Raw genomic sequence first — 26,915 nt, forward strand, 5'->3', positions numbered from 1 at the left:
GAGAGCCAGAGCCGCCCGTCGAAGCGGCGGCCCGAAGGCGTGAGGAGACCTGTCGACGTGAGCAGCAGGCCGACCCGAGGCGCTGCTCGCCTCGCCGCGATACTCGACGCACTGCCCGATCCGTTGCTGCTGGTGAACTCCAACGGCACGGTGGTCGACGTCAACAAGGCCGCCGTGGAGAGCCTGCAGGCCCCCGGCACCTCGTTGGTCGGCCGGGGAGTGCTGGACCTGCTGCCGGAGTTCGACCCCAGCCGAATCCCCGGTTCGATGCGGCCCCCGGCGAGCGAGACCCAGAGCCTGGAAACACCGGTCCGGATGACCGCCCGACGCACCGACGGCACCACCTTCGCCGTCGAGGTGTCCGGCAACGACTTCACCGACGAGGGCGGCGGGGAGGCGCACGGCTTCCTGTCCTTCACCACCACCGACCAGGACCTGCTGCTGATCCTGGTCCGTGACCTGTCGACGCGTCTCGGCGTGGAGTCCGAACTGCGGCGCCAGCACAAGCAGACGGAGATGATCCTGCGGGCCGCCGCCGAGGGCGTCCTCGGCGTCGACCTGGAAGGCCGCGTGGTGCTGGTCAACCCGGCCGCCGCGCACATCCTGGACTTCCGGGCCAGCGAACTCGGCGGCCGCGAACTGCACCCGCTGATCCAGCACTCGCAGCCCGACGGCAGCCCGCTGGCCGCCGAGAGCTCGGCGCTGAACGACACCCTGCACTCCGGCCGCAAGCACCGGATCCGCAACACCGTGCTGTGGCGCAAGGACGGCAGCCCCGTCACCGTCGATCTGACCACCGCACCGGTCCGGGACGGCGAGCAACTGGTCGGCGCCGTCATGACGTTCACCGACCGCACCCACGAACTCGCGCTCACCGCACGCAACGAGCACCTCACCGCCGTGCTGGAGTCCGAACTCGGCGGCGCGCTCGGCGCCCTGCACCGGCGGATCGACGCGCTCGCCGCCGACCCCGCCGGGCAGCTCTGGCCGGAGGCCAACTGGACGCTGCGCCGGCTCGCCGACGAGTGCCGCCGGTTCGGCCGGCTGATCGAGGGCGTGCTGGAGCACCAGCGCTTCGAGGCCGCCGCCGAGCGCGGCAAGGCCGCCCTGGACCGCGAACGGATCGGCCTGGACGAGGTCGTGCAGCTGGCCGTCGACCGGGCCGGCGAACTGGTCGGCCCCGGCCGGGTCCGCTACTCGGTGCACGCCGCCGCCGTGAAGGTGCTCGCCGACCGCGAACGCCTCGCCCAGGCGCTCGCCCACCTGGTCGCCGACGTCAGCGGCGTCACCCCCGTACCCGAACCCGCCCGCGCCGAGGACGAATCCGCCACCACCGGCGGGGCGTTCGCCGGGCCGGCCCCCGACCCCGGGCAGCCGCCGATGGTGGTGCTGGCCGCCGCCCAGCGCGGACAGGTCGCCCGGATCGAGGTGCGCGGCCCCGCGCAGAGCGCCAGCGCCGTCCACCTGCCGATCGCCCGCGCCGCCGTCCAGCGGCACGGCGGCGTCCTGCAGCGGCACGACCTGCCCGGCGGCGGCGGGGCCACCTACGTGGTGGAGCTGCCGCTCGACCCCGACGGTGGCGACGGGGACACGCCGGACAAGCAGCAGCACGTCCCCAAGGACTCCGACACCGCGATGCTGCCCGACCTCCCCGGGCAGCCCCCCGCGGCCGAGCCGGAGGCGACCAAGGGCGACGAAGCGTCAAAGCCCGAGCCGGCCAAGGACGGCGCCGCCACCGCCCGGGCCGACGACACCCAGGGCTCCGGCCGCCGCCGGGCCCGTCCGGCCCGCGAGGACGACGCCCCGCCCGAACCGGCCGCTCCCGGCAGCCCCGGGCCGGCCGCCGCCGAACCGGCCGAAAGCGGGGCCGCCGGGTCCGCCGGGGACGGACAGTTGCCGAGCGCCGAGCCGCCGAGCCGCACCGGGCGGCGGGCCCGCCGGGCGCACGCCGGCTCCGGCGACAGCTCACCGGCGCTGCAGCTGCCCGGAATCCCGGACGCCGGTACGCCCGTCTACCCGGGGCTGGAGCACGCGCTGCCCACCAGCCCGCCGGAGCCCGTCGTGCCGCCGGCCCAGCCCACCGGGCGACGGCGGCGGCTGGCGCTGCCGGCCGACACCGCGGAGAGGGCGGAGGAGGTGACGACGGTACTGCCGCCCGTCCCCGCCGGCGCCCCGGAGCCGTCCACCGCGCTGGAGGTCGCCGTCCGGCCCGCCGCGCCGGCCGTGCCCCAGGTGCCCGCCACGCAGCCGGTCGCCGCCGAGAGCGGCCAGCCGCAGCCGGTCGGCACCGGCCTGGGCGGGCTCGTCCCGCCGCGCCCGCTGGCCTTCCCGGGCGCCTTCCCGCCGCCCGGGACGCCGCAGCAGGCCGAAGAACTGCCCGCCGCCCCGGGCGAGACGGCCCCGCAGGCCGTCAACGGGCAGGCACTGCCCGCCGGTTCGGGCGAGAGCGGCGGCGCGCTGGCGCTGCCCGCCGGGCCCGGCGTGGTCGAGGGGCGCACGCCGCCCCGGCCGGTCGCCGAACTGGCCCCCGCCAAGGAGCCCGCGTTCGACGGCCCCCGGCCGCTGCTGGTGTGGCCCGAACCCGACCCGTCCACCCACGGCGCGCTGCAGAACCGGGGCTTCCGGCCGGTCGTCGTGGCCTCCCGCGAGGAGGTCGACGCCCAGGTGCCGCAGACCCCCGCCGCCCTCTTCGTCGACCCGCTGACCGGGCCGATCACCCGCACCGCCCTGCAGGCGCTGCGCACCGCCGCACTGGCCGGACGGATCCCGGTGCTGCTGGCCGCCGGTCTCGGCCAGGCCACCCGGGACGCCGCCTACGGGGCCGACCCGGCCGTGCTGCTGCGGGCACTGGCCCCCCGGGACAGCGAGAACCACGCCGCCCGGGTCCTGCTGGTGGAGTCCGACCCCGACGTCGCCGCCGCGCTGGTCGCCAGCCTGGAGCGGCGCGGCATGCAGGTGGAGCACGCCGCCGACGAGAACGAGGCGGTGGCCCGGGCCAGCAGCATCCAGCCCAACCTGGTGGTGCTCGACCTGCAGCGGATCGAACGCGGCGACCTCGGCCTGCTGGACTGGCTGCGCGCCAACGACCGCCTGCACCGCACCCCGCTGGTGGTGTACACCTCGGCCGACCTGGACCCGCAGGCCCGCGCCGGGCTGCGCACCGGCGCGAACGTGCTGTTCCTGGCTGAGCGCTCCACCACCGACGAGGTGCAGCGCCGGATCGTCGAACTGCTGGCCCGGGTCGGCGCGTTGGGGCAGGTGGCGACGGCCGCCTCGTTCTGACTGCACGTCAGTCCTGTTCGGCCCCCGCCTTCGGCAGGCGGGCGACCAGGCGGGCGCCGGTGCGGGCGGGCTCGGCGGACAGGGTGCCGCCGTGGTGCCCGGCGAGATCCCGGGCGATGGCCAACCCCAGCCCGGCGCCGCCGAGTTCGCGACTGCGGGCGTCGTCGAGCCGGGTGAAGCGCTCGAACACCCGCTCCCGGTCGGCCGCCGGGATGCCCGGCCCGTCGTCGGACACCTCCAGCACCACCAACGCTCCCTGGAGCGCGAGTTGGACCTCCACCCGGCCCGTGGCGTAGCGCTGGGCGTTGTCGACCAGGTTGGTGAGCAGCCTGGTCAGCCAGGTGCGGTTGCCCAACACCTGGGCGCCCTCGGCAAGTTGGGCCGTGACCGGGATCCGGTCGGCGGTGCGGGCGGCCAGCGCGTCGGCGAACAGGGCGGTCAGGTCGAGGAGTTCGACGGCGACCGGGTCGGCGGCGTCCAGCCGGGCCAGCAGCAGCAGGTCGGCGGCCAGGTCCTGCAGGCGGACGGTGTCCTCCAGCGCGTCGGCGAGCAGTTCGGGCCACAGTTCCGGGTCCGGGTGGGCCAGCGCCACCTCCAGCTGGGTGCGCAACACCGCGATGGGGCTGCGCAGTTCGTGCGAGGCGTCGGCGATGAAGCGGCGCTGGCGCAGGCCCGCGTCCTCCAGCCGGTCCAGGGTGGCGTTGACGGTGACGGCCAGCCGGGCCACCTCGTCGCCGGTGTGCGGGACGGGGACCCGGCGGTGCAGGTCGTGGCCGGTGATCTCGGCGACCTCGGCGCGGATCGCCTCCACCGGGCGCAGCGCCCGGCCGGTGACCCGCCAGGTGACGGCCGCGACCAGCAGCACCAGCACCGGGACGCCGACGGCCAGGGCGGTGCCGGTGGTGTCCCCGGCGGCGTCCACGTCGCGCAGCGAGGCGGCGGCATGCACGGTGAGCGGCCCGTCCGGTCCGGTGACGGACAAGGTGATCACCTGCTGGCGGCGGTCGTGGATGCGCGGTCCGAGCATCAACGGCGGTTCGCCGGACAGGTACGGGAGCAGGTCGTTGTCCGGTCCGGGGGCGTGCGGGACGGGGGTGTCCGGGACGGGGGCGTGCGGGCCCGGGAGCTTCGGGGCGGGCGGCGCTGCGAGGGGGCGGAACAGCAGGTCCGGGGTGGCGGCGACCGGTTTCCCGTCGGCGTCCAGCACCCAGACGGAGGCTCCGCCGCGCGGGGAGAGGACCGGCGGCAGGTGTTCGCGGGACGCCAGCTCGACCACCTTGCCGGCCTGTTCGACCGCGGAGTCCCGGGCGGTGCGGAGCAGGTTGGTGTGCAGCACGGCGAGCAGCGCGACCGAGCTGCCGCCCAGCGCGAGCGTCACCACCGCGGTGGCGGCGAAGGTCGCCCGGGCGCGGACCGAGCGCGGCACGAACCGCCGCAGGCGGCGCAGGAGGCGCAGGAGGCGAGGTCGGAGGCGGCGCAGGCGATCAACCACCGTCCGCCGCCAGCCAGTAGCCCGCGCCGCGGACGGTGCCGACGGCGCTGCGGCCGAAAGGGGCGTCGATCTTGCGGCGCAGGGCGCTGATGTGGACCTCGACGACGGCCGGGTCGCCGTCGTAGGCCGAGTCCCAGACCCGCTCCAGGATCTCGCGCTTGGAGACCACCCCGCCGGCCGCCCGGGCCAGGCACTCCAGGACGGCGAACTCGCGGGTGGTGAGCCGCACTTCGGTGCCCGCGCGGGTGCAGGTGCGGCGGGCCGGGTCGATCGCCAGGTCGCCGAACTCCAGGGTCTGCGGGAGGCGGCGTCCGGTCCGCCGGACCAGGGCGCGCAGCCGGGCCACCAGCACCACGTAGGAGAACGGCTTGGACAGGAAGTCGTCGGCGCCGGTGTCCAGCGCCTCGGCCTCGTCGAGTTCGCCGTCCTTGGCGGTCAGCATCAGGATCGGGGTGTCGTCGCCGGCGGCCCGCAGCCGGGCGCAGACCCGGTAGCCGTTCAGCCGGGGCAGCATGATGTCGAGCACGATCACGTCGTAGTCGTGCTCCGTGGCCAGCCAGAGGCCGTCCTCGCCGTCGTGGGCGACATCGACGGCGAACCCCTCGGCCCGCAGGCCGCGTTGCAGTGCGGCGGCGAGCCGCCGTTCGTCCTCGACCACCAGTACGCGCATGGAAACCAGCGTGGCAGGCGCCGGGCCGGGCCGTGGGGGCGGCTTCAGCTTGGCTTCAGGCGGGCGGCGGCATGCTGGGCGCCCGGCCGGCGGATTCGGTCCCGGCCGGGTCGTCGAGGGGAAGTGGGACGCAGATGTCCGAGCCGCAGTCGCCAATGCCGCAGTCGCCGGAGCCGTTCGAGCCCGAGGTCGGGAAGGCGGCCGGGCCGGCGTTCCGTCGGCGCTGGGTCCGGCTGCCGAAGCGGCGGGGCAGCCGCTGGGCGCTGGGCGCGGCGGCCGTACTGGTGCTGGGAGTCGGCGCGCTCACCGCCGGGGTGGCGCTGCACCACCCCGAGCGCGGGCGGCCGATGGCCGAGTGGGGGTTCGGGCACCGGGTGCCGGGTGCGCCCGAGGCACCCGGGGCGCCCGGTGCGCCCGGTGCGTACGGCTGGCCGGGGGCCCACCAGGACGGCCGGATGGACGGCTGGATGGGCGACAGGGAGGGCAACGGGAAGGCGGCGCACCGCGGTGCCCAGGGCAGTGGGGCGGAGCAGCCGGGTGGTCGGGCGGCGAAGCTCGCGCCGGCGCCGCTGCCGGCCGTGGCCGCCGATCAGGCGCTGGCCAAGGCGGCCGGTGCGGTGCCCGGCGGCAAGGTGGGCGCGCTGTCGGTGGTCGGCCGGGAGGGCGGCGGTAGCTCCTGGGCGGTCGAGGTGCTCGGCACGGACGGCGTCCGCCACCTGGTGATGGTGGACGGCACCGACGGGTCGATCACCGGCAACACCGTCGTGAACGGTCGCTGACCGGGCCCGAAGGGCCGCGCCGCAGAACCGAGAGCTGCGGCGGGGCCCTTCGGGCGTTCGTGGCCCGCCCGGGGTCAGTGGTGGGCATGCACGACGGCGTGGCCGATCAGCCGGCGGACCCGGAACAGCAGCTGCCCCGGGAGGGCGGCCATCAGACCGTTGTCGATCAGCTCCAGCACGAGGATCGACGCGGTGTCGGCGGTCTGCGCGGCCTTCGTCGCCTCGCGGACGCTCGGGCCGGCCTTCGGCACGCCGCGCGCGGTCACTGCGTGGCCGGGGACGAAGGCCGGGGCGATCGGCAGCACCGCGGTGGCGCCGCTGTGCAGGCCGAAGCCGACGCCGGTCGTCCGGGCGGCGGTGGCCCAGCTGTTGCCGCCGCCGCCATGACCGTGGTGCCGTGGTGGTCGCCGTGGCCCTCGTGGGGCCGTTGGCGGTCACTCCTTGCCGACCACCGTCACGTCCAGCCGGTCGGCGGCGTAGTCGGCCCGGATCACCTTCTTGTCGAACTTGCCCACCGAGGTCTTCGGCACCGACTCGATCACCGACCAGCGCTCCGGCAGCTGCCAGGAGGCGACCCGCTCGGCCAGGAAGGCCCGCAGCTCGGGCAGGCCGGCGGTGGCGCCGGGGCGCAGCACCACGGTGGCCAGCGGGCGCTCGCCCCACTTCTCGTCGGGGACGGCCACCACGGCGGCCTCGGCCACCTCGGGGTGGGCCATCAGGTGGTTCTCCAGGGCGACCGAACTGATCCACTCCCCACCGGACTTGATCACGTCCTTGGCCCGGTCGGTGAGGGTCAGGTAGCCGTCGGCGGTGATGGTGCCGACGTCGCCGGTGCGCAGCCAGCCGTCGGGGCTGAACTTGTCCTCGGGCCGGATTGCCTCGCCGTCCGCGCCGCCGAAGTACGCCCCGGCGATCCACGGGCCGCGCACCTCCAGCTCGCCCTCCGCGACGCCGTCGTGCGGCATCGGCTCGCCGCCGGGGCCGATCAGCCGGGCCTCCACGGAGGCGGGGAAGACACCCTGGGTGACCCGGTAGGCCCACTCGTCCTCGCCGCTGACGCCGGCCGGCGGGTGGGCGACGGTGCCCAGCGGGGAGGTCTCGGTCATGCCCCAGGCGTGGATGACCCGGATCCCGTGCCGCTCCTCGAAGGCCTTCATCAGCGCGGGCGGGCAGGCCGAACCGCCGATCACCACGGTCTTCAGGGTGGAGGTGTCGTAGTCACCGGCGTCCAGCTCGTCCAGCAGGCCGGTCCAGATGGTCGGGACGGCGGCGCTGAAGGTCGGCTTCACCTGGTCGATCATCTCGGCCAGCGGCTTGGGCTGCAGGAAGCGGTCCGGCATCAGCAGGCTCGCGCCGGTCATGAACGCCGCGTGCGGGATGCCCCAGGAGTTCACGTGGAACATCGGCACCACCGGCAGCACGGTGTCGCGGGCGGTCAGGCCGAAGCTGTCGGCGGCGATGATCTGCATCGAGTGCAGGTAGATCGACCGGTGGCTGTACACCACGCCCTTGGGGTCGCCGGTGGTGCCGGACGTGTAGCAGAGCGCGGCGGCCTGCTTCTCGTCGATCTCGGTCTGCCACGGGTAGTCGGTCGGGCGGCCGGCGATCAGCGCCTCGTAGTCGTGCACCGTCCCCTCGAAGCCCGCCAGCAGCGCCGGGTCGTACGGGCCGGCCACCACGATGTGCCGGACCACGTCGCCGAGCCGCGGCAGGACGGCGGCGAGCAGCGGCAGCACCGAGCCGTTGACGATCACCACCCGGTCCGCGGCGTGCCGGACGATGTACTCCAGCTGCTGGGCGGGCAGCCGCAGGTTCAGGGTGTGCAGCACCGCGCCCATGGCCGGGATCGCCAGGTACGCCTCCTGGTGCTCGGTGTTGTTCCACATCAGCGTGGCCACCACGCTGCCGTCCGTCACCCCGAGTTCGTCCCGGAGCGCGTGGGCGAGCTGCGCGGCGCGGCCGCCGACCTCGGCGAAGGTCCGCACGACGGGGCCGTTCTCGGTCCAGGTGGTGATGGTCGACCGGCTGTGAATGGTGGACCCGTGCTGCAGAATCCGGGCGACAGTGAGTGGAACGTCCTGCATCGTGCTGTACACCAGGGGTCCTCCTTGACCGGCCGGCGGATTGTTACCCGCAGGTAGTGCGATGCCTCGATTGTTTCCCCGGCACACCCGCGCTGTCAGTAGCCGCAACCGAGATGAGACCGACGCCGCCGACCTGCGCGGCTTTCCGTCTCCGCCCGTGTCCGTCCGGGTCCGTGGCGTGTTCGGAATGCGGGGGGCACCGCCTTTTCATGGTCGCGCGGCAAGGTGGCCGCCCGGTCGTCGGTTCGCGCGGCGGGACGCGTCGCCGGTGCCCGCCGGCCACCACTGTGGGCGCCGAAGCACTCCCGGGTGGGCCCCCGCACCATCCGGCGGTAACTGTCTTTGACCAAAAGCACTCCTTACGAGACACTCGATCTCATGCCAGGCACCTCCCTCACCGTCGAAAGCACCACCAAACTCCCCACCATCGCCTCCGTTTCCAAGGTCACCAGCTCCGGCCGGGCTCGGGCGAGCGGAATGCGACGACGGCTGGGCGGTATCCCGGCACCGGTGCTGTGCATGGTCTCGATGCTGGCGGTGCAGCTCGGCGTGGCGGCCTCCAAGCCGCTGTTCGGGGTGCTGGGAGTGGCCGGCGCGACCTTCCTGCGGATCTCCTTCGCCGCCGTCGTGCTGCTCGCCTTCACCCGCCCCCGGCTGCGCGGCCGCAGCCCGCGCGACCTGGCGATGGCCGGACTGCTCGGCGTGGCATCCGCCGGCATGACCCTGCTGTTCGCCGCGGCCGTCGACCGGCTGCCGATGGGCACCGCCGCCACCATCGAGTTCCTCGGCCCGCTCGCCGTCGCCCTGGTCTTCGCCCGGCGCGCCGGACACGTGCTGTGGGCGATGCTCGCCGCCGCCGGCGTGGTGCTGCTCACCCTGTTCGGCCACGGCGAGTCCGGCTCCAGCCTGGACCCGGTCGGCCTGGCCTGCGCCTTCGGGGCGGCCGCCTGCTACTCCGGCTACATCCTGTTCACCGACAAGGTCGGCGCGGCGTTCAAGGGCTTCGAGGGCCTGGCGGTCTCCTTCACCGTCGGCATGGTGGTGCTCGCCCCGTTCGGCGCCGCCGAGGCGATGCACGGACTGTCCGGCTCCGACTCCCCCGCCCTGCTGCTGCTCGCGATCGCCGGTGTCGCCCTGCTCTTCCCGGTGCTGCCGTACGCGCTGGAGATGGTCGCGCTGCGCCGGATGTCGCAGCGGGTGTTCAGCGTGATCGTCAGCCTGGACCCGGCGGTCAGTGCGCTGGTCGGGCTGCTGGTGCTCGGCCAGGTACTGGGCCTGCCGCAGCTGGTCGGCATCTGCTGCGTGGTCGCGGCCAGCGTCGGGGCCACCCTCACCGCTCGACGGTAGTCCTCCGGTTTTCGCCCGACACCCCTCGGGGGCGCGGTGCCGTTCGCGGCTGCCGCGCCACCGAGGGGTTTCTGCTCCTCGTACGCCCCGAGGCGGGTGACCCTTTCCACTCCCGGGTACTCCGGCGGTCGGTGCTCGGGCCGGCTCGGCGCCCCCGCCGATCCGTCCGCACCTCCCGCCGGGAGGTCAGTAGCGCGCCATGGATTTCCTCCGTGCTGCCGATGTCCGCTGCCTGTCCACTGCCTGTCCACTGCCGATGGTCACCGCTGATGACCGTGAATTGCTGTCCTGCACTTCCTGGGAACAGAATTCCGCAACAAATCGACAAAGCACCAGCGCCGCTGGGCATTTTCCCTCGTTCGCGTGATACGCCGGCCCCGCGGATTGGCCCGCCGGGGACCACCGGCCGTCGGCCGCAACGCCGTTGAGCTGCACTTCTGCCCGGGCCGGCCGAGGCTGGTGGCGCCGGTCAGGCCCCCGGTTCCCGGCGAGTCGCGCCACCCTGCGGGCGCACGAACGGTGCGCCCGCGCCCCGTTCCGGTGCGGTGACCGTCAAATGTCGATATTCATCCGCCCAAGGGATGCGAGGGAAATCCGATCCGAATTCAGAACGATTCTCAGATCATCTTTCCCGGTTCTCAGATCATCTTTCCTGGATTGAGCAGACCCAGCGGATCGAAGACCGCCTTGATCTGCCGCTGCAACTCCAACCCGACCGATCCCAGCTCCCGGGCCAGCCACTCGCGCTTCAGCAGCCCGATGCCGTGCTCGCCCGTCACCGTGCCGCCCAGCTCCAGGCCGAGCGCCATGATCTCGTCGAAGGAGGTCCGGGCCCGCTCCACCTGCTCCGGATCCCGGGCGTCGAAGATCACCACCGGGTGGGTGTTGCCGTCGCCGGCGTGCGAGACCACGCCGATGGTCAGCCGGTGCCGCTCGGCGATCTCCGCGACGCCGTTCAGCATCGCCGCCAGCGCGCTGCGCGGCACCGCCACGTCGTCGATCATCGTGGTACCCATCCGCTCCAGCGCGGGCAGCGCCAACCGGCGGGCCTGGAGCAGCAGTTCGGACTCCGCCCGGTCCTCGGCCGGCACCACCTCGGTGGCCCCGGCGGCCGTGCACAGCGCACCGACCGCGTCCAGCAACGCGCGCTGGTCCGGGCCGTCGAAGGCCACCAGCAGCAGCGCCCGGGTCGACTCCGGCAGGCCCATCTGCGCCATCTCGTTGACCGCGCGGACGGTGGCGGCGTCCATCAGCTCCATCAGCGAGGGCGTGAACCCGGCGGCCATCACCTCGCACACCGCCTGCCCGGCGGCGTCCACCGAGTCGAACTCGGCCGCCAGCACCAGCTGCGGGCCGGGCGCGGGGCGCAGCGCGAGCACCGCCTCGACCACCACGCCGAGGGTGCCCTCGGAGCCGACCAGCAGCCGGGTCAGGTCGTAGCCGGCCACGCCCTTGGCCGTGCGCCGGCCGGTCCGCAGCAGTCGGCCGTCGGCCAGCACCACGTCCAGGCCGAGCACGTACTCGCTGGTCACGCCGTACTTCACGCAGCACAGGCCGCCGGCGCCGGTGCCGATGTTGCCGCCGATGGTGCAGGACTCCCAGCTCGACGGGTCCGGCGGGTAGGCCAGCTGCTGGGCTTCGGCGGCCCGGGAGAGTTCGGCGTTGACCACGCCGGGCTGCACGATCGCGATCCGGTCGACCGGGTCCAGGTGCAGGATCCGGTTCATCCTGGTCAGCGAGAGCAGGATGCAGCCGTCAACGGCGTTCGCGCCGCCGGACAGGCCGGTGCGCGCGCCCTGCGGCACCACCGGCACCCGCAGTTCGGTCGCGGTGCGCATCACGAACTGCACCTGTTCGACGGTCTCCGGGAAGACCAGCACGGCCGGCTCGCCCGCGTCGCAGAAGCCCGCCATGTCGCGGGCGTACGCGCCCGTGACGTCCGGGTCCACCGCGACGGCGCCGTCCGGCAGCCCCTTGCTCAGCCGCTCGACCAACTCACCCACGACAACCTCCACTCGTTCCGCCCGCACTCTCCTCCCCCGCCCCGCCCCCGGCAAGCGTCGCCGGCCCCTGTCGGGCTGTCGGTCGGTTCGGGCACCCTGGTACCCATGCGCGCACCCCGTGTCCAGTGCCCCGCCTGCGGCCGCCCGGTCGCCCTCATGCCCACCCGCCGCACCGGCTACGGCGTCATCCACGACCACAAGCGCGACCGCCGCTCGCTGGTGCTGTGCGACGGCAGCATGCGCCAGCTCCCGCTCAGCGACGCCGCCCTGTGGCAGGACGCGCTGCCCGGCCTGCCCGCCCAGGACGAGGATCCGACGCTGTTCTGACGACCCGTCGGCCCGGGGCTGTTCAGCACCGGACGCCACAGGTAGCGTCCCCGGTGCGACGGTTCGTCCTGGGGGGGCACGACATGGCGTACGACGACGGCACGCGGTACCAGTACCTGGAGTCGCTCGACTCGACCCGGCTGGCCTGGCCCGGGCCGGACGGGCTTCAGCAGGGGTACCAGGACGAGCTGCACCTGCAGATCTTCACCGAGGTGCTGATGACGCTGGCGCTCGGCCGCGAGGTGGTCGTCCCGCAGTCGTACGCGTTCGACTCGTTCGGGTTCCAGCGGGTCGCGGCCACCGTGCTGCGGGCCCGGGACAGCGGCGCTGCGGGCGAACACCCGTTCCGGCTCCACCTGTTCGGGGTGCGCTCGTACGAGGAGGCGGTGGCCGGCATCCTCGCCCAGGCGGTCGATCCGGCCAGTCCGTTCCTGAGCAGCCTGCTGCCCGAGCTCAACGACCCTGCCGGGTACGGGCTCGACCCCGGCGACGTACGGGAGCAGGCCGCCGACTTCGACCGGCTGCTGAACGCCGAGTGGCTCGGCCCGGAACGGGCCGACGGGCTGTCGGTGGTCCGCGACGAGTTCCGGCACCTCCCCCGGGTGGCGGCCCGGCCGCCGGCCCGGCTGTACGCCCTCGGCGAGCTGGTGCTCGCCGCCGTGGACGAGACCTCGCCGATGGGCCGGGCGGTGGCCGGCCTGCCCGAGCCGTACCGGGAGGTGCATGCCACGCTGGCCACCGCGATCCGCCGCCTCGGCGCCGACCGTCCGCACGCGTTCCACCAGCGCAGCCGGCTGCGGCTGCCCCGGCCGTGGCCCGGCGACGCCGCCGGACGGACCCCCGAGGAGATCGTCGGCGGGCCGGAGACCCTCGGCCTGCTGGTGGAGTTCGTCGACACGCTCTACAACCTGATCGTGGTGGACTCCATCGGCGTCGCCGACACCACCCTCAGCACCGGCCAGGGCCGCGACGACCACCGGCTCGCCGCCCGCGCCACCGCCCAGGAACTCGCCCTCGCCCAGTACCGCTACCGGGCCGGGCGGGCCCTCCCGGAACCGGACGACACCGGCTCGGGGCCGCTGTTCGAGGTGAAGGTCGGCGCGGCGGCCGGTCTCGCCGACGAGCGGGTGCGGGCCCGGATGGCGGCGCTGCGCACCGACGCCGCCGACGCGATCTCCGCACTGCTGCGGGCCCGCGCCGAACGCGGCCGCACCGCCAAGTCGCCGTTCTGGCAGGGCGTCGAGCGGTTGCGGGCGGCCGAGGACCCGCTCTCCGCGCGCAAGGCGCTGGACGCCCACCTGGCCCGGGTCGCCGCCGTCCTCGGCGACCGGACCGGGCTGGCCCCGATCGGCGGGCTGGCGGTCGAGCTGGTGCTCACCGCGGCGGGCACGGTCGGCCCCGCACTGGCCACCGAGGTGTGGAAACTGCCCGGGCTGGTCGGCTACCCCGCGATGGCGGCCGGTGCGGTCGGCAACGTGTTGTACCGCAAGGGCAAGGACAGCGTGGCGCGCCGGCTCTCCACCAGACGGCTGGCCTGCGCGCTGGGACGAGTCGTCGATGTGAGGAGCTGACGCCATGACGGACACCGAGCACCCGGACGCCATCCGCCGCACCCGGGAGGTCCTCGCGTACCGCAACCGCTTCGTCGACGTCTACGACGACGAGGTCGCCTTCCCGAGCGGGGCCGCCGGGCACTACCTGAGGATCCGTCACCGCGACGAGGGGCACGGCGTGGTGATCATCCCCGTCCACCGCGACCGGATCGGACTGGTCCGCACCTACCGCTACCCGCTCGGCCGCCTCCAGTGGGGCCTGCCCCGCGGCTTCTCGCAGAGCGCCGACCCGCTGGTCACCGCGCGGGCCGAACTGCACGAAGAACTCGGCGTCCCCGACGCCGAGTTCGAGCTCCTCGGCACCATGACTCCCGACTCCGGCCTGCTCGCCAGCACCGTCGCCGTCGTCCGCGCCACCGTCCGCACCCCCACCGGAACCCCCCTGCTCCCCGACGAAGTCACCGAAACCCGCTGGCTCGCCCTCCCCGACCTCCGCCACTGGATCACCACCGGCCACCTCGACGACGGCATGACCCTCGCCGCCCTCACCCTCGCCCAGGCCCACGGCCGCCTCCCCTGACGGCCCCTCAGCCCCGGGTACGCCGAATGGCCCCCGACCGGAACTGCAGGTCGGGGGCCGTCCTCAGGCGCGGAGGGTGTGGGATTTGAACCCACGGTGGCGCGAGGCCACGACAGTTTTCAAGACTGTTCCCTTAGGCCGCTCGGGCAACCCTCCTCGGCGGAGGCCAGCCTAACGGGTCGGAGCGGGTTCGGTGCACTCCGTTGTGGAGGGGTGGTCAGTTGTCGCCCTTGCGTTCGCCGAGGGTGACGGTGGTCTTGGCGGCCTTGCCCTCGCGGGTGTACTCGACCTCGACCTTTTCGCCGGGCTTGTGGGTCCAGATCTCGGAGACCAGGGTCGGGCCGCTGTCGATGGCGACGCCGCCGAGCTTGGTGATGACGTCGCCGGCCTTGAGGCCGGCCTGGTCGGCGGGGCCGCCGGGGGTGACGGCGGGGGTGTCGCGGACGGGGGCGGTGGCGATCTGGGCGCCGTCGCCGCGGTAGTCGTCGTTGCGCAGGACGCCGAGGATCGCGTAGACGGGGGTGCCGTCCTTGATCAGGGTCTGGGCGACCCACTTGGCCTGGTTGATCGGGATGGCGAAGCCGAGGCCGATGGAGCCGGCCCGGCCGGAGCCGCCGGTGTTGGACTGGATCGCCGAGTTGATGCCGATGACCGAGCCGGAGCTGTCGAGCAGCGGGCCGCCGGAGTTGCCGGGGTTGATCGAGGCGTCGGTCTGCAGGGCGTTCATGTACGAGGAGTTGGCGCCGGTCTCGTCGCCGGAGGCGACCGGGCGGTCCTTGGCGGAGATGATGCCGGTGGTGACGGTGCCTTCGAGGCCGTAGGGCGCGCCGATGGCGATGGTGGCGTCACCGATGGCGACCTTGTCGGAGTCGCCGAGCGGCAGCGGGACGAGCTTGTCCTTGGGCGGGTTGTCGAGGCGGATCACCGCGACGTCGTAGCCCTCGGCGCGGCCGACCACGGACGCGGTGTAGGAGGACCCGTCGGAGAACTTGACGCTGAGCTTGCCGCCCTTGGCGGCGGGCGCGACCACGTGGTTGTTGGTCAGGATGTGGCCCTCGGTGTCGAAGACGAAGCCGGTGCCGGTGCCGGACTCGCTGGAGTTCGAGGCCTTGATGGTGACGGTGGACGGCAGCGCCTTGGCGGCGATCCCGGCGACGGACTCGGGGGCCCGGTCCAGGGTCTGGTGGGCGTTGCCGACGCTGACGGTGGTGCTGTTGTGGCTGGTGCCGCTGCCGCCGTCCTTGCCCGAGACGGAGGCGCCGATCGCGCCACCGGCCAGGCCGGCCACCAGGGCGACCGCCGCGACCAGGGCGACCAGGCTGCCGCGCTTGCGCTTGCCGGAGTCGCCGCCCGGAGCGGGCTGCGGGCCGCCCCACGGCGCACCCGGTTCGCCCGGTCCGCCGAAGCCGCCCGCACCGCCGGACGGGTGCCCCCAGCCGCCCACCGGGTGACCGGCGCCGAACGGGTGCTGGCCCTCGCCGGGAACACCCGGGGCGCCCGGCGTGCCCGGGACCCCGCCCGGCACGTCCTGGGCGAGCGGCGCCACATCCTGGGCGAGCGGCGGCACGGCCGGGGCGACGGCGGTCGGCGTGTAGGGGCTGGGCCCGCTGACGCTGCCGTACGGGTTCTGGAACGGCGGCGGCGCGTCCACCGGAGCCGGAGCCGGAGCGGGGATGGGGGCGGCGGACGGGGCCGCCGGCCCGGCGGGGACCTTCCCGAGCTGCATGGTCTGGTCGGGCACCGGCCCGGCGGGGACCTTCGCGAGCTGCATGGTGCCGTCGGACACCGGCGCGGCGGGCGCGGCCGGGGCCGCCGGCAGCACCGGCGGCGGGGCGTCGAGGTAGGCGGGCGCGGGCGCGGGCGTCCCGGAAGTGGAAGCCGCCTCGGTGCCGGTGGCCTCGGGGGCCTTCTCCGGCGGGGTGGTACCACTCGCGTGCTCGGTGCTCACGGACGACCTCCATCGCTGACAGAACCTTGGGCGTGGTCCGTCGCGCGGGCGGCGCGGCCACAGCCTCGGGCACAGTTTTTCCTATGCCGGATTCGGACACCGTAAGCGGGCCCCTGAAGAAATCATGAGAAGCCTTAGGCCTCGCTGACATGCACATCAGTGGTCCCGCGATGCGGACGCCGTTCCCCCCGGCCTTGGCGTTCCCTCACCTGGAGGCTAGCCTGTCGCTCCTGTAAACCGAAGAACGTCGCGGGAGCTTGGACCAGCCAGGCTGAGAGTGCGCCGGATCGACCGTAGGGCATGGCGGTGACGCCGCCCCGGTCGAGGGGGCGCTGACCGCCGGAACCTGTCCGGGTAATGCCGGCGTAGGGAGTATCGGCCATGACGGCTGTTCCGTCTGCCCCAATTTCCGATCTTGAGACGGCCGTGCGGGCCGAGGCCCCGCTGACCCTCGACACGGCGCCGCCGCGCACGCTGGATTTCCGGGCGCTGTTCGCGTTGTGGGCGAACCTCGGGGTGAGCCTGATCGGGTTCACCAGCGCCGCGACGGTGCTGGGCAAGCAGGGCCACGAGCTGGGCTTCGCCGCCGCCGTGACGGCGGTCGTGGCGGGTACCGCGATCGGCACCGCGATGCTGGCGGTGGCGGCGCTGGTGGGCGCCCGCACGGGCGCGCCGGCCATGGCGGTGCTGCGCGGCCTGTTCGGCACCCGGCTGTCGTACGTGCCGACGGTGCTGAACATCCTGCAGTGCGTCGGCTGGGGCGTGTACGAGCTGACGGTGATCGCCTGGGGCGCCCAGACGGTGGCCGGCACCGAGGGCTGGCGCTGGCTGTTCGTGCTGCTGGCGGGCGTGCTGACGACGGTGCTGACGATCTGGCCGCTGGGCGCGATCGCGGTGCTGCGCAAGTACGTGGCCGTCGCGGTCGGTGTGGCGATGGTGTACTTCACGGTGCAGTTCGCCCGGCAGGGCTTCCCGGACCCGGGCGCGGGCAACTGGGACGGCTTCCTGTCGGCGACGGACGCGGTGATCGCGGTGTCGATCTCGTTCGTCCCGCTGGCCGCCGACTACACCCGGCATGCGCGCAGTTCGGCGAAGGCGTTCTGGGGGACGTTCTCCGGCTACACGGTGGCCCAGGTGTGGTGCTACGTGCTGGGCGTGGTGGCGCTGCTGCAGTCCGGCGGCGACCCGGACCGGATCCTCGGCTCGTTCACCGGCGTGGCGGCGGGCTGGGCGTTCCTGCTGGTGCTGGTGCTGCGCGAGTCGGACCAGTCGTTCGCGAACGTGTACTCGACGGCGATGTCGATCCACAACCTGTGGCCGAAGGTGGACCGGCGGGTGCTGACCGGCGGCATCGGCGTGCTGGTGACGGTGCTGGCGCTGCGGATCAAGGAGTTCACCGACTCGTACTACGCGTTCCTCGGCCTGATCGGGTCGGTGTTCGTGCCGCTGTTCGCGGTGCTCGCGGTGGACTACTTCCTGGGCGCGGGCCGGCGCGGCTGGAACCTGAGCCAGGACGCCCCGGCGCGCTGGGTGATGCTGGCGCCGTGGGCGCTGGGCTTCGCGGTGTACCAGTTCCTGGCGCCGACGGCGGTGGCCGGCTGGTGGACGGACCTGTGGGCGAAGGCGCAGGAGGCGGTGCACTTCACCCCGCAGGCGTGGAGCTCGGCCTCGTTGCTCTCCTTCCTGGTGGCGGCGCTGGCGACCGGCGCGGTGGCGGCCGTGGAGCGGCGCAAGGGCTGACGTCACGTCAAGGGCGAGCTGTTCACCGCGGCGTCGCCGGATCGGAAGCGACCCGCCATCCGGTGCCGCGTAGGCTGGTTGACGTGAACACCCAGCACAGCGCCTCGGCCCCGCTCCCCGCTCCGATCGACCGCTCGGCGGTCAAGGTGATCGCCCACCGGGGGTCCTCCGCCGCCCTCCCGGAGCACACCGAGGAGGCGTACCGGCGGGCGCTGGAGGAGGGCGCGGACGGGCTGGAGTGCGACGTCCGGGTCACCGCCGACGGGCAGTTGGTGTGCGTGCACGACCGCGACATCCGCCGCACCTCCGACGGGCAGGGCGTGGTGTCCACCATGACGCTGGCTCAGCTGTCCGCGCTGGACTTCGGCTCCTGGAAGCACCCGGAGCAGCCGCAGCGCAGCTCGGTGCTGACCCTGGAGCGGCTGCTGGAGCTGGTCGCGGACGCCGGGCGGCGGGTGGAGCTGGCCATCGAGACCAAGCACCCGGTGCGGTACGCGGGCCGGGTGGAGTCCGAACTGCTGCGGATGCTGGGCCGGTTCGGCCTGCTGCCGGCCGCGCCGGAGGAGTCCACGGTGCGGGTGATGAGCTTCTCGGAGCTGGCCCTGCACCGGGTGCGCCGGAACGCCCCGGCGGTGCCCCGGGTGTACCTGTGGGAGCGCCCGGTGCCGCTGCTGGGCCGCACCAGGGCACTGCCGGGCGGCGCGTCGATCGCCGGCCCGGGCATCTCGCTGGTGCGCCGCGACCCGGACCTGATCCGGTCGCTGCGCCGGGCCGGCCACCGGGTGCACGTGTGGACGGTGGACCGCCCCGAGGACGTCGAACTCTGCCTGGAACTGGGCGTGGAGGCACTGATCACCAACCGCCCGGCCGACGTGCTGGCCCAGTTGGGCCGCTGAACGCGGCGCGGCGGGCGCGGGGGCGGGCGGGCACGCGCGCCCCATCGGCGTGACAGAAATACTGAACGGGGTATTTCCTGTCGGTCATTCGGACAAGCCCCCCGACGCGACTGAAGGTGAGACGCTCCTCACCTTTTGCCCGCGGGCCGCGCGGATCTCGTTAATGCCCCGATCGGATCGTCGAACTCCCGTTTCCGACGCATTAACGGCGGGCATCCATCCCTCGGCAGAAGCTGAAGGAGGTCCGGGGGTGGCGTTGATGGTGGCGCGAGCTGTGCCAGTTCAGGCCGGGTCGACCTCATCGGCCATGGCCGTTCCGCATGGTCCGGCCAGTGTTTCGACCGCGCGGCGGAGGCTGCGCAACGATCTCGGTGATCGTTCGATACCGGATGCGGTGATTGACGACGCGGTGTTGATCCTCTCCGAACTGCTCAGCAATTCCTGTCGTCATGCCAGACCGCTGTCGGCCGATGATCCTGACGCGGCGGACAGATCGTCCGGTCGGCGTCCGCACGCCGATGACGACGCGGAGATCGGTACGGTGCTGGTGAGTTGGCGGATGCGCGGGGACGGTCTGCTGACCCTGGAGGTCACGGACGGCGGGGCGACCACCCGGCCGGTGCCGGCCAGCCCGTCGGTGTCGGCGCACGGCGGCCGGGGGCTGAGCATCGTCGGCAAGCTGGCACGGGACTGGGGGGTGCGGCACGCCCCCGGTCAGGTGACGGTGTGGGCGGAGCTGCCGGCGTTCGGGCAGGTGGTGGGCGGCGGGGAGCGGCGCAGCGCCTGAGCCGGGGCCGCGGGCGAAGTAGGCTGCGCGGTGCAAAGTCCGACGTCCCCGGGAGAGCCGCACCATGGCAAAGAAGGCCGCGAAGAAGCAGCCCAGCCAGTCCACCGTCGTCGAGGGCGAGATCCCGGTCGTCGGAGCGCGCGAGGCGTGCCCGTGCGGCTCGGGCCGCCGGTACAAGGCCTGCCACGGCCGTCAGGCGGCGCACGCGGTGCAGGAGTTGGTGCACCGGCCGTTCGAGGGCCTGCCGGGTGAGGCGGACTGGGTGGCGCTGCGCGAGCTGGTGCCGGCCGCCACGGTGCCGCTGACGCTGGCCGCCGGGGTGGCCGAGGAGGCCGTCGGCACCGTCCCGTCGGTGACGCTGGCGACGGTGCTGCCGCTGGCCTGGCCGGCGCTGCGCCGCGCCGACGGCTCGATCCTGCTGGGTCTGCAGACCCAGTCGTCCTCGGGCGACCTGAGCCGTGACCTGGCGGACGCGCTGGAGCTGGCGCTGGCCACCGAGCCGGGCACCCCGGTGCCGGCCCGCCGGACCAACCCGGGCGGCCGTCGCCTGCAGGAACTGCTGGACGTCACGGCCGAGTTCGTGCCCGCCGTGCACACCGGGTTCGAATTCTGGCTGGAGGACGCCGAGTCGGCGACCGGCGAGGTCGCGGCCTCGCTGGAGCGGGCGAACGCCTCGGCGATCCCGACCGAGAAGCTGGCCGGGGTGGACTCCGCGTACTGGTGCGGCACGCCGGACAAGAACCACCTGCGCTGGGTGATGACGGTGCCGGAGGAGCAGTTGCTGGACGCGCTGGCCCGGCTGTCGGCGTCCGGCGAGAGCTCGCTGGGCGAGGGCACCAAGCTGGTCGGCTCGTTCCGGGCGCACGGCCTGACCGTGCCGGTGTGGGACCTGCCGGTGGAGATGACCGCCGCCGAGGTGGAGAAGCCGGCCGTGGAGTTCGCCGCGAAGCTGGCCGAGGCGCTGGCCGCGCCCGCGCCGCTGTCCGCCGAGGAGCGCCGCGCCCGCGCCAACCTGGTGAACCGTCAGATCACCCTCAACTGACAGGGCAGTGTCCGGCGTCACATTTCCGCCAGGTGGCCGAAAGTCCCAAGGGCCTTTCGGCGTGGACAAATTGGCGCGGAGCCGGATCTTTGTTACTGTTTGAACAGTCCGACCGCTGGTGCATCCCCCGTCGCCAGCGGTCGGGCCTTTTTTGTCTCCGGGCCTGCCGCGCAAGGGAGCTGACGCTACGTCAGCAGTAGGGCAGGGCCACCGCGCTGGCGGTGATCAGCCCGCCCAGCAGCGTGCCGACCTCGGGCAGCCAGGGCCGGCCGGAGCCCGGGCGGCGTACCCAGTGCACCGGCCCGGCGCCCGTCCGCGAGGGCGGCAGCACCAGGTAGCCGCCCGGCCCGTGGTAGCGCAACGTGCCCGGCACCCAAGGCCGTTCGGACAACAGCCCGCCGAGCTCCGGCAGCGTGTAGGGCGCGGTCAGCAGCACGAACCGGCCCGGGGTGGCGAGCACCGGGCCGAACGGGACGCCGATCTCGTCCAGGTGACGCAGCAGCCACGGCCCGGCCGCGCGCGGCAGGCTCACCGCGCACAGCGACCGGCCGGTGGCCGCCAGCACCGGCGCGCCGGGCGCGCGCCGCTCCCACCAGTGGCGGACCATCCGCGGATCGGTGGTGGCCGCCTCCAGCGGCGGGTCGCACGGATGCGCGCCGGGCGTCGGGCAGAGCCGGTCCGGGCACGAGCAGGCCGGGCCGCGCAGCGCCCGCGCGCCCGGCACCACCGGCCAGCCGCAGCCGGCGGCGGCCTGCAGCGCGGCGGCCAGCGCCAGCGTCCGGCCGCGGCGGCCCGGCCACCACTGGCCGACCCGCTCGGTCAGCAGCTCTCGGCGGTGTCGGCGCATGGCGGCTCGTTCCTCTCCGCGTGGGTCGGCGTGGGCCGGGGGTGCGGGCGGTGCGGGTGCGCTTCGGCCGGGCCCGCGCTGCGCCGCTGGAACGAGAATCCCCCATACGTCCGGATGGACGCGGGTCGGCCGACACCGGTTCCACCGTACGAGTGAGTGCCCGGCGCCCCGGGTGGCACCTGCGGGGCCGCGCCGTACGATCCCTGGCACATTCGGCCCGCCGCACTCCTGGACATGCCCCGATCGGCCTGTGTACAAGTGGGGGAATCGTGCCGAGTAGTGAGTAAAGACATCGTTTTCGGTCGGTCTCGGGGCTCCTGCGTGACACGTTCCGGATTGTGGGGAGTTGTGACATGACCGACGTCCAGCCGCTGGCGGCCGAAGCCCTGAGGTCCGAGCCGGTGCTGCTGCCGGAACTCGGCGAGGTGCCCTCGGCGGATCTGCAGGACCGTTTGGCCGGATGGCTGTCCGATTTCACCAGCCTCCAGGAGCACGTGGAGCTGCTGGCCCGGGCCGACGGGCTGTCCGGCACCCTCGACGCGCTGCTGGACTCCGGCGCCGCGCTGCTCGGCGCCCGCCGCGGCCTGGTGGTCACCCTGCGGCCCGGGCCGGCCCGCACCCTGGCCCGGCCGGTCGGCCTCGGCCTGGACCCGGCGACGCTCGGCTCACTGGAGACCATCCCGGCCGAGCACGGCCCGTTCGCCGATCTGCTCAGCCTCCCCGGCGCCACCGGCCGGCTGCTGATCTCCGACCTGGCCACCGACCCGTCGGTGGGCCCCCGGTTCCGCGAGATCGCCGCGCAGCTGGGCCTCGGCGCCTGCTACGCGCTGCCGCTGGCCACCGCACGCGAGGGCGCGCTCGGCGCCGCGGCCTGGTTCTACGACGAGCCGGGCCGCCCCGACGAGCACCGCGAGCACCTGGCACGCCGCTACTGCGAGTTCGCCTCCCCGCTGCTGGCCCGCCAGCTGGAGGCCGACCGGGCGGTGCGCGCCACCGCCACGCTGCGCCGCTCGCTGCTGCCCGACCACCTGCCCGCCAGGCCCGGCCTGCGGATCGCCGCCCGCTGCGTGCCCGCCGCGCTGGAGCACGCCGCGGGCAGCGACTGGTACGACGCGGTCCCGCTGCCGGACGACACCCTGGCGCTGACCGTCGGCAGCGTGCTCGGCGGCGGCCCCGGCGCCGGCCCGGGCGCGGGCGCCGGCGCGGCCGCCGCGATGGGCCGGGTGCGGGCCGCGCTGCGCGCCTACGCGGTGCTGGAGGGCGAGGACCCGGTGTCGGTGCTCGGCGACCTGGAACTGCTGCTGAAGACCACCGAGCCGACCCGCTCGGCCACCGCCGTGTACGCCAACATCGACCCCGCCGAGCGCCGGATCGCGCTGGCCGGGGCGGCCAACTGCCCGCCGGTGCTGCTCACCCGGTACGGCGCGAACTTCGTGGAGACCTCGCTGTCCGCGCCGCTGGGCATGCTCAGCTGCTGGGAGGCGCCCGGCGTGGAGCTCACCGCGGAGCGCGGCGACGTCCTGGTGCTGTACACCGAGGGCCTGGCCCGCCGGTTCGGGACCAACCTGCACGCCGGGCAGAGCGCGCTGCGCCGGGCCGCCGCGGACGCCCCGCGCGACATCCGGACCGACCCGGAGCGGCTCTGCGACCACCTGCTGGCCGAGGCCGGCGGCGAGAGCCCGGGCGAGGACGACCTGGTGCTGCTGGCGGTCCGCTTCGACTGACGCCCGGCAGGAACCGCAGGTCGAACAGCCTTTCTTCACTGGAACGGCCCTACGTACCATGGGGGCGACGTCCGCCCTCGCGCCCCGCGACCCGGGGAGTGCGGGGCGGTACCACGCGCGCAAGGAGGCGACGTAGTGACCGAGGACCGCAGCCCGGCGGAGTCCGAGAACCCCGAAGGGGCCGCCGACGGCGAGGAGGAGGAGCCGATCAAGAGCCGCAAGAACGGCCTGCACGGCGAGATCTCCGAGGAGCTCGCCGCGTCCATGCGCTCCGGCTGGGCCGACACCGAGCTGCACGGCCTGCAGCCCGTCGCCCAGGCCCCGTACGCGGCCGAGCGCCGCGCCAAGCTGTCCGCCGCCTTCCCCGGCGAGCGGCTGATCGTCCCCGCGGGCAACCTGCGCACCCGCGCCAACGACACCGAGTACGCGTTCCGCGCCGCCAGCGAGTACGTGCACCTGACCGGCAACCAGACCGAGGACGCGATCCTGGTCGGCGAGCCCGTCGAGGGCGGCCACGACTTCGTGCTCTACCTGCTGCCGCGCTCCGACCGGGAGAACGGCGAGTTCTGGCTCAGCGGCCAGGGCGAGCTGTGGGTCGGCCGCCGCAACTCGCACGCCGAGGCCGAACAGCTGTACGGCCTGCCCGTGCGGGACGTCCGCAAGGCCGCCGAGGAGCTGGCCGCCGTCACCGTCCCGACCCGTCTGGTGCGCGGCTACGACGCCGCCCTGGAGACCGCCCTCGGCAAGCAGCTCGACGCCGAGAAGGACGACGAGCTGACGGTGTTCCTGTCCGAGCTGCGCCTGGTCAAGGACGAGTGGGAGATCGGCGAGCTGCGCGCCGCCTGCAACGCCACCGTCAACGGCTTCGTCGACGTGGTGCGCGAGCTCGGCCAGGCCGTCGCCACCTCCGAGCGCTGGATCGAGGGCACCTTCTGGCGCCGCGCCCGGGTCGAGGGCAACGACGTCGGCTACGGCACCATCGCCGCCGCCGGCCCGCACGCCACCACCCTGCACTGGGTGCGCAACGACGGCGACGTCCGCCCCGGCGAACTGCTGCTGCTGGACGCCGGCGTGGAGACCCACACCCTCTACACCGCCGACGTCACCCGCACCCTGCCGATCAACGGCGCCTTCACGCCGCTGCAGCGCAAGATCTACGACGCGGTGTACGACGCCCAGGAGGCGGGCATCGCCGCGGTCAAGCCCGGCGGGAAGTTCCGCGACTTCCACAACGCCGCGCAGCGGGTGCTCGCCGAGCGCCTGCTGGAGTGGGGCCTGATCGACTCCTCGGTGTACGACGTGGAGAAGGTGCTGGAGCTCGACCTGCAGCGCCGCTGGACCCTGCACGGCACCGGCCACATGCTCGGCCTGGACGTCCACGACTGCGCGCACGCCCGCCGCGAGAGCTACGTGGACGCGGTGCTGGAGCCCGGCGTGGTGCTGACCGTCGAGCCCGGCCTGTACTTCCAGGCCGACGACCTGACCGTCCCCGAGGAGTACCGCGGCATCGGCGTCCGGATCGAGGACGACATCCTGGTCACCGCCGACGGCAACGAGAACCTCTCGGCCGGTCTGCCCCGGCAGGCCGACGAGGTGGAGGCCTGGATGGCCTCGCTGAACGGCTGACACAGCGTCGCCCCGAAGCCCCCGTCCGGCCTGCCGGCGGGGGCTTCGGTGCGCTCAGTGCCGTCGGCCCCACCCGGAGCGGGCGGCGGCGATCACGACAATCTTCTCGAAACGGGCACGACCGGGCGTGAACATGGCTGCTCTCCGGAAAAGGGGTGTGGTGGTGTCCGCGAAGGGCGCTGCCGCTGCCCCCGCGTGCTGACACCCCCATACTCGCGGGCGGTCGCCGCTCAGTTCCAAAGGTTTTCCGCCCCCGTCCGGTCAGCTTGCGGCACCGCCCGTACGCACCCGGTCCGCCCCGGCCCGGCGCGCGGCACGACGGCGGCGCGGGCCGCTACACTCGCCGCGTCCCGCCACCGGCCGCACCTGGAGCACCACATGGCCGAGCCCGTACCCGTCACCATCGGAAAGCGCCCGGCGCCCGTGCACACCGTCGCGGTGTACGCCTTCGCGGGCATGGCCCCGTTCGAACTCGGGGTGGTGGTCGAGGTGTTCGCCCTCGCCCGCCCCGAACTCGCCGGACTGCTGGCCGCCCCCTGGTACGACGTGCGGGTGTGCGCGGAGCGGCCCGGGCACCCGCTGGAGGCGGTCGGCGGCTTCACCCTGACACCCCGGCACGGCCTGGAGGAACTCGCCGCCGCCGACACCGCCGTGGTGGTCGGAGTGCCCGACCCGTACGGGCAGGTGCCGCCCGCCGTGGTCGCCGCGCTGCGCACCGCGCACGCCCGCGGCGCCCGGGTGGTGTCGATCTGCTCCGGCGCCTTCGCGCTGGCCGCGGCCGGTCTGCTCGACGGCCTGCCCGCCACCACGCACTGGCGGTGGGCCGAGGAACTGCGCCGCCGCCACCCGGCCGTCCGGGTCGACCCGGACGTGCTGTACGTGGACAACGGCCAGGTACTGACCAGCGCGGGCAGCGCCGCCGGCATCGACCTGTGCCTGCACCTGGTCCGGCAGGACCACGGCGCCAAGGTCGCCAACACGGTCGCCCGCCGCTTCGTCGCCCCGCCGCACCGGGACGGCGGGCAGGCGCAGTACGTCGAAGCCGCGGTGCGGCCGGTGGACGAGCCCGAGGACGGGGTGGCCCGGTCGATGCGCTGGGCGCTGGACCACCTCGCCCGGCCGCTGACCGTACCGCTGCTGGCCCGGGCGGCCGGCATGTCCGACCGCTCGTACCTGCGGCACTTCACCGCCCGCAACGGGGTCAGCCCGATGCGGTGGGTGGCGATCCAGCGGATCGCGGCCAGCCTGCCGCTGCTGGAGTCGCCGGAAGGCAGCGTCGAGGAGATCGCCGCGGCGGTGGGCTTCGAATCGGCGGCGACGTTCCGCCACCACTTCGGCCGCACCATGCGCACCTCGCCCACCGCCTACCGGCGCACCTTCGGCCGGGCCGCCTGACGGCCCGCCCTCCGACCGCGCGTCAGGACTGCTGCTCGCGCCGGTCGGCGTTGGCGTGGATCGCGTCCCGCAGCCACCCGGCGAGGCCCGGGGCGAGCTGCTCGTAGGTGGCGGTGAACCGCGGGTCGGCGACGTACATGTCGCCGAGGCAGCGGTGCATCTGCGGGGCGCACTCGTAGAAGTTCAGGCCGATGTGCTCGCGGTGCCGTTCGGCGGCGTCCATCGCCTCCGGGCTGTCGGGGGCCGCGCCGGCCGTGAACGCCGCCACCAGGGCGTCGTTGATGGCGTCGGTCTCCTCCTTGATCCGCTCCCAGTCCGCCTTGGTGTACTTCGAGGTCCTCTGCTGGGACTGCTTCCAGGCGTCGGTGTCGCCCCAGCGCTGCTCGGCCTCGTCCTCCCAGCTCTCCTGGTAGTCCTTGCCGAACACCTCGAACTTCTCCTCCGGGGTCAGCTGAATGCCCAACGTCCTTGCCTCCATCGCTCGTTCGACCGCCGCGGCGAGGTCCTCCAACTTCCTGATCCGGTCGCCGATCAGCTCGCGCTGCCGGCGCAGGTGCTCGGTCGGGCTGACCGAGCGGTCGTCCAGGATCGCCGCGATCTCCTCCAGCGGGAAGCCGAGTTCGCGATAGAACAGGATCTGCTGCAGCCGGTCCAGCTCGGCGTCGTTGTACCGCCGGTAGCCGGCCGGGGTGCGGCCGCTGGGCGACAGCAGCCCGATCTCGTCGTAGTGGTGCAGGGTGCGCACGGTCACTCCGGCGAGGTGGGCGAGCTTTCCCACCGTGTATCCGCTCAT

General features: G+C 74.1%; 20 protein-coding genes, 1 tRNA gene and 1 pseudogene. 13 read left to right on the plus strand and 9 right to left on the minus strand.

From position 1 onward, the window contains the following. Nucleotides 1-57: 57 nt before the first annotated feature. The gene (locus tag ACZ6R9_RS03800; RefSeq protein WP_380486292.1) at nt 58-3,282 is read left to right on the plus strand and encodes a PAS domain-containing protein; all 3,225 of its coding nucleotides are present in this window, start codon (nt 58-60) and stop codon (nt 3,280-3,282) included. Between the two features lie 7 nt (nt 3,283-3,289). On the opposite strand, the gene ACZ6R9_RS03805 is transcribed toward ACZ6R9_RS03800, so the two are convergent. Both ACZ6R9_RS03805 and ACZ6R9_RS03810 read right to left on the minus strand, forming a co-directional pair. Then, nucleotides 3,290-4,774 carry a sensor histidine kinase gene (locus ACZ6R9_RS03805; RefSeq protein ID WP_465536349.1) on the minus strand — a complete coding sequence of 495 codons (1,485 nt, stop codon included), beginning with the start codon at nt 4,772-4,774 and terminating at the stop codon, nt 3,290-3,292. Further along, nucleotides 4,767-5,444, minus strand: a complete 678-nt coding sequence (locus ACZ6R9_RS03810; protein WP_380486288.1) for a response regulator transcription factor — start codon at nt 5,442-5,444, stop codon at nt 4,767-4,769. Before ACZ6R9_RS03810 ends, ACZ6R9_RS03805 begins: the two co-directional genes overlap by 8 nt. A 134-nt stretch (nt 5,445-5,578) precedes the next feature. Here ACZ6R9_RS03810 and ACZ6R9_RS03815 point away from each other — a divergent pair, with 134 nt between their 5' ends. After that, complete coding sequence (locus ACZ6R9_RS03815; protein WP_465536351.1) at nt 5,579-6,223, plus strand: hypothetical protein; 645 nt, start codon at nt 5,579-5,581, stop codon at nt 6,221-6,223. A gap of 74 nt (nt 6,224-6,297) precedes the next feature. Here the strand turns inward: ACZ6R9_RS03815 and ACZ6R9_RS03820 are convergent. Both ACZ6R9_RS03820 and ACZ6R9_RS03825 read right to left on the minus strand, forming a co-directional pair. Continuing rightward, nucleotides 6,298-6,558, minus strand: a pseudogene (locus tag ACZ6R9_RS03820) (DUF4396 domain-containing protein); the annotation flags it as partial. A 99-nt stretch (nt 6,559-6,657) separates the two neighbouring features. Then, entirely contained in the window at nt 6,658-8,319 is a 1,662-nt protein-coding gene (locus ACZ6R9_RS03825; RefSeq protein WP_465536353.1) for a long-chain fatty acid--CoA ligase, read from the minus strand. Between the two features lie 366 nt (nt 8,320-8,685). On the opposite strand from ACZ6R9_RS03825, the gene ACZ6R9_RS03830 reads away from it, so the two are divergent. Next, on the plus strand, nt 8,686-9,654 hold the full coding sequence (locus ACZ6R9_RS03830; RefSeq protein ID WP_380486282.1) for an EamA family transporter: 969 nt from the start codon (nt 8,686-8,688) through the stop codon (nt 9,652-9,654). Between the two features lie 638 nt (nt 9,655-10,292). On the opposite strand, the gene ACZ6R9_RS03835 is transcribed toward ACZ6R9_RS03830, so the two are convergent. Then, a complete protein-coding gene (locus ACZ6R9_RS03835; RefSeq protein ID WP_465536355.1) occupies nt 10,293-11,657 on the minus strand; it encodes an FAD-binding oxidoreductase in 1,365 nt (454 codons plus the stop codon). Between the two features lie 105 nt (nt 11,658-11,762). Here ACZ6R9_RS03835 and ACZ6R9_RS03840 point away from each other — a divergent pair, with 105 nt between their 5' ends. The 3 genes from ACZ6R9_RS03840 (at nt 11,763) to ACZ6R9_RS03850 (ending at nt 14,117) form a co-directional block, all read left to right on the plus strand. Further along, a complete protein-coding gene (locus ACZ6R9_RS03840) occupies nt 11,763-11,984 on the plus strand; it encodes a hypothetical protein (protein ID WP_380486278.1) in 222 nt (73 codons plus the stop codon). An 83-nt stretch (nt 11,985-12,067) separates the two neighbouring features. After that, the gene (locus tag ACZ6R9_RS03845; protein ID WP_465536358.1) at nt 12,068-13,555 is read left to right on the plus strand and encodes a hypothetical protein; all 1,488 of its coding nucleotides are present in this window, start codon (nt 12,068-12,070) and stop codon (nt 13,553-13,555) included. A gap of 4 nt (nt 13,556-13,559) precedes the next feature. Next, the gene (locus tag ACZ6R9_RS03850; RefSeq protein WP_465536360.1) at nt 13,560-14,117 is read left to right on the plus strand and encodes an NUDIX hydrolase; all 558 of its coding nucleotides are present in this window, start codon (nt 13,560-13,562) and stop codon (nt 14,115-14,117) included. A 70-nt stretch (nt 14,118-14,187) separates the two neighbouring features. Here the strand turns inward: ACZ6R9_RS03850 and ACZ6R9_RS03855 are convergent. Together ACZ6R9_RS03855 and ACZ6R9_RS03860 are read right to left on the minus strand one after the other, a co-directional pair. Beyond that, nucleotides 14,188-14,273, minus strand: a tRNA-Ser gene (locus ACZ6R9_RS03855). A 61-nt stretch (nt 14,274-14,334) separates the two neighbouring features. After that, nucleotides 14,335-15,888: a S1C family serine protease gene (locus ACZ6R9_RS03860; RefSeq protein ID WP_465536804.1), complete on the minus strand. Its 1,554-nt coding sequence runs from the start codon at nt 15,886-15,888 to the stop codon at nt 14,335-14,337. Nucleotides 15,889-16,446: 558 nt separating this feature from the next. On the opposite strand from ACZ6R9_RS03860, the gene ACZ6R9_RS03865 reads away from it, so the two are divergent. The 4 genes from ACZ6R9_RS03865 to ACZ6R9_RS03880 all read left to right on the plus strand — a co-directional run bounded on the left by ACZ6R9_RS03865 (nt 16,447) and on the right by ACZ6R9_RS03880 (nt 20,530). Further along, the gene (locus ACZ6R9_RS03865; protein WP_380486270.1) at nt 16,447-17,805 is read left to right on the plus strand and encodes a purine-cytosine permease family protein; all 1,359 of its coding nucleotides are present in this window, start codon (nt 16,447-16,449) and stop codon (nt 17,803-17,805) included. Nucleotides 17,806-17,888: 83 nt separating this feature from the next. Further along, nucleotides 17,889-18,701, plus strand: a complete 813-nt coding sequence (locus ACZ6R9_RS03870) for a glycerophosphodiester phosphodiesterase (RefSeq protein WP_380486268.1) — start codon at nt 17,889-17,891, stop codon at nt 18,699-18,701. A gap of 259 nt (nt 18,702-18,960) precedes the next feature. Beyond that, nucleotides 18,961-19,488 (plus strand): ATP-binding protein, encoded by a 528-nt coding sequence (locus ACZ6R9_RS03875; RefSeq protein WP_465536806.1) that lies wholly within the window; start codon nt 18,961-18,963, stop codon nt 19,486-19,488. A gap of 64 nt (nt 19,489-19,552) precedes the next feature. Beyond that, nucleotides 19,553-20,530 (plus strand): DUF5926 family protein, encoded by a 978-nt coding sequence (locus ACZ6R9_RS03880; RefSeq protein ID WP_465536363.1) that lies wholly within the window; start codon nt 19,553-19,555, stop codon nt 20,528-20,530. 190 nt (nt 20,531-20,720) lie between these two features. Here the strand turns inward: ACZ6R9_RS03880 and ACZ6R9_RS03885 are convergent, their stop codons facing one another. Continuing rightward, nucleotides 20,721-21,377: a bifunctional DNA primase/polymerase gene (locus ACZ6R9_RS03885; RefSeq protein WP_380486264.1), complete on the minus strand. Its 657-nt coding sequence runs from the start codon at nt 21,375-21,377 to the stop codon at nt 20,721-20,723. A gap of 353 nt (nt 21,378-21,730) precedes the next feature. Between ACZ6R9_RS03885 and ACZ6R9_RS03890 the strand changes: the two genes are divergently transcribed. The 3 genes from ACZ6R9_RS03890 to ACZ6R9_RS03900 all read left to right on the plus strand — a co-directional run bounded on the left by ACZ6R9_RS03890 (nt 21,731) and on the right by ACZ6R9_RS03900 (nt 26,122). Continuing rightward, the gene (locus ACZ6R9_RS03890) at nt 21,731-23,101 is read left to right on the plus strand and encodes a PP2C family protein-serine/threonine phosphatase (protein WP_380486262.1); all 1,371 of its coding nucleotides are present in this window, start codon (nt 21,731-21,733) and stop codon (nt 23,099-23,101) included. 135 nt (nt 23,102-23,236) lie between these two features. After that, nucleotides 23,237-24,727, plus strand: coding sequence for an aminopeptidase P family protein (locus ACZ6R9_RS03895; RefSeq protein WP_465536366.1), 1,491 nt, complete (start codon nt 23,237-23,239; stop codon nt 24,725-24,727). Nucleotides 24,728-25,105: 378 nt separating this feature from the next. Then, nucleotides 25,106-26,122 (plus strand): helix-turn-helix domain-containing protein, encoded by a 1,017-nt coding sequence (locus ACZ6R9_RS03900; RefSeq protein WP_380486258.1) that lies wholly within the window; start codon nt 25,106-25,108, stop codon nt 26,120-26,122. Nucleotides 26,123-26,144: 22 nt separating this feature from the next. Here ACZ6R9_RS03900 and ACZ6R9_RS03905 read toward each other — a convergent pair whose 3' ends face one another. Further along, nucleotides 26,145-26,915 carry a MerR family transcriptional regulator gene (locus ACZ6R9_RS03905; RefSeq protein ID WP_380486256.1) on the minus strand — a complete coding sequence of 257 codons (771 nt, stop codon included), beginning with the start codon at nt 26,913-26,915 and terminating at the stop codon, nt 26,145-26,147.

It is taken from the genome of Kitasatospora sp. NPDC048662, from assembly GCF_055587065.1.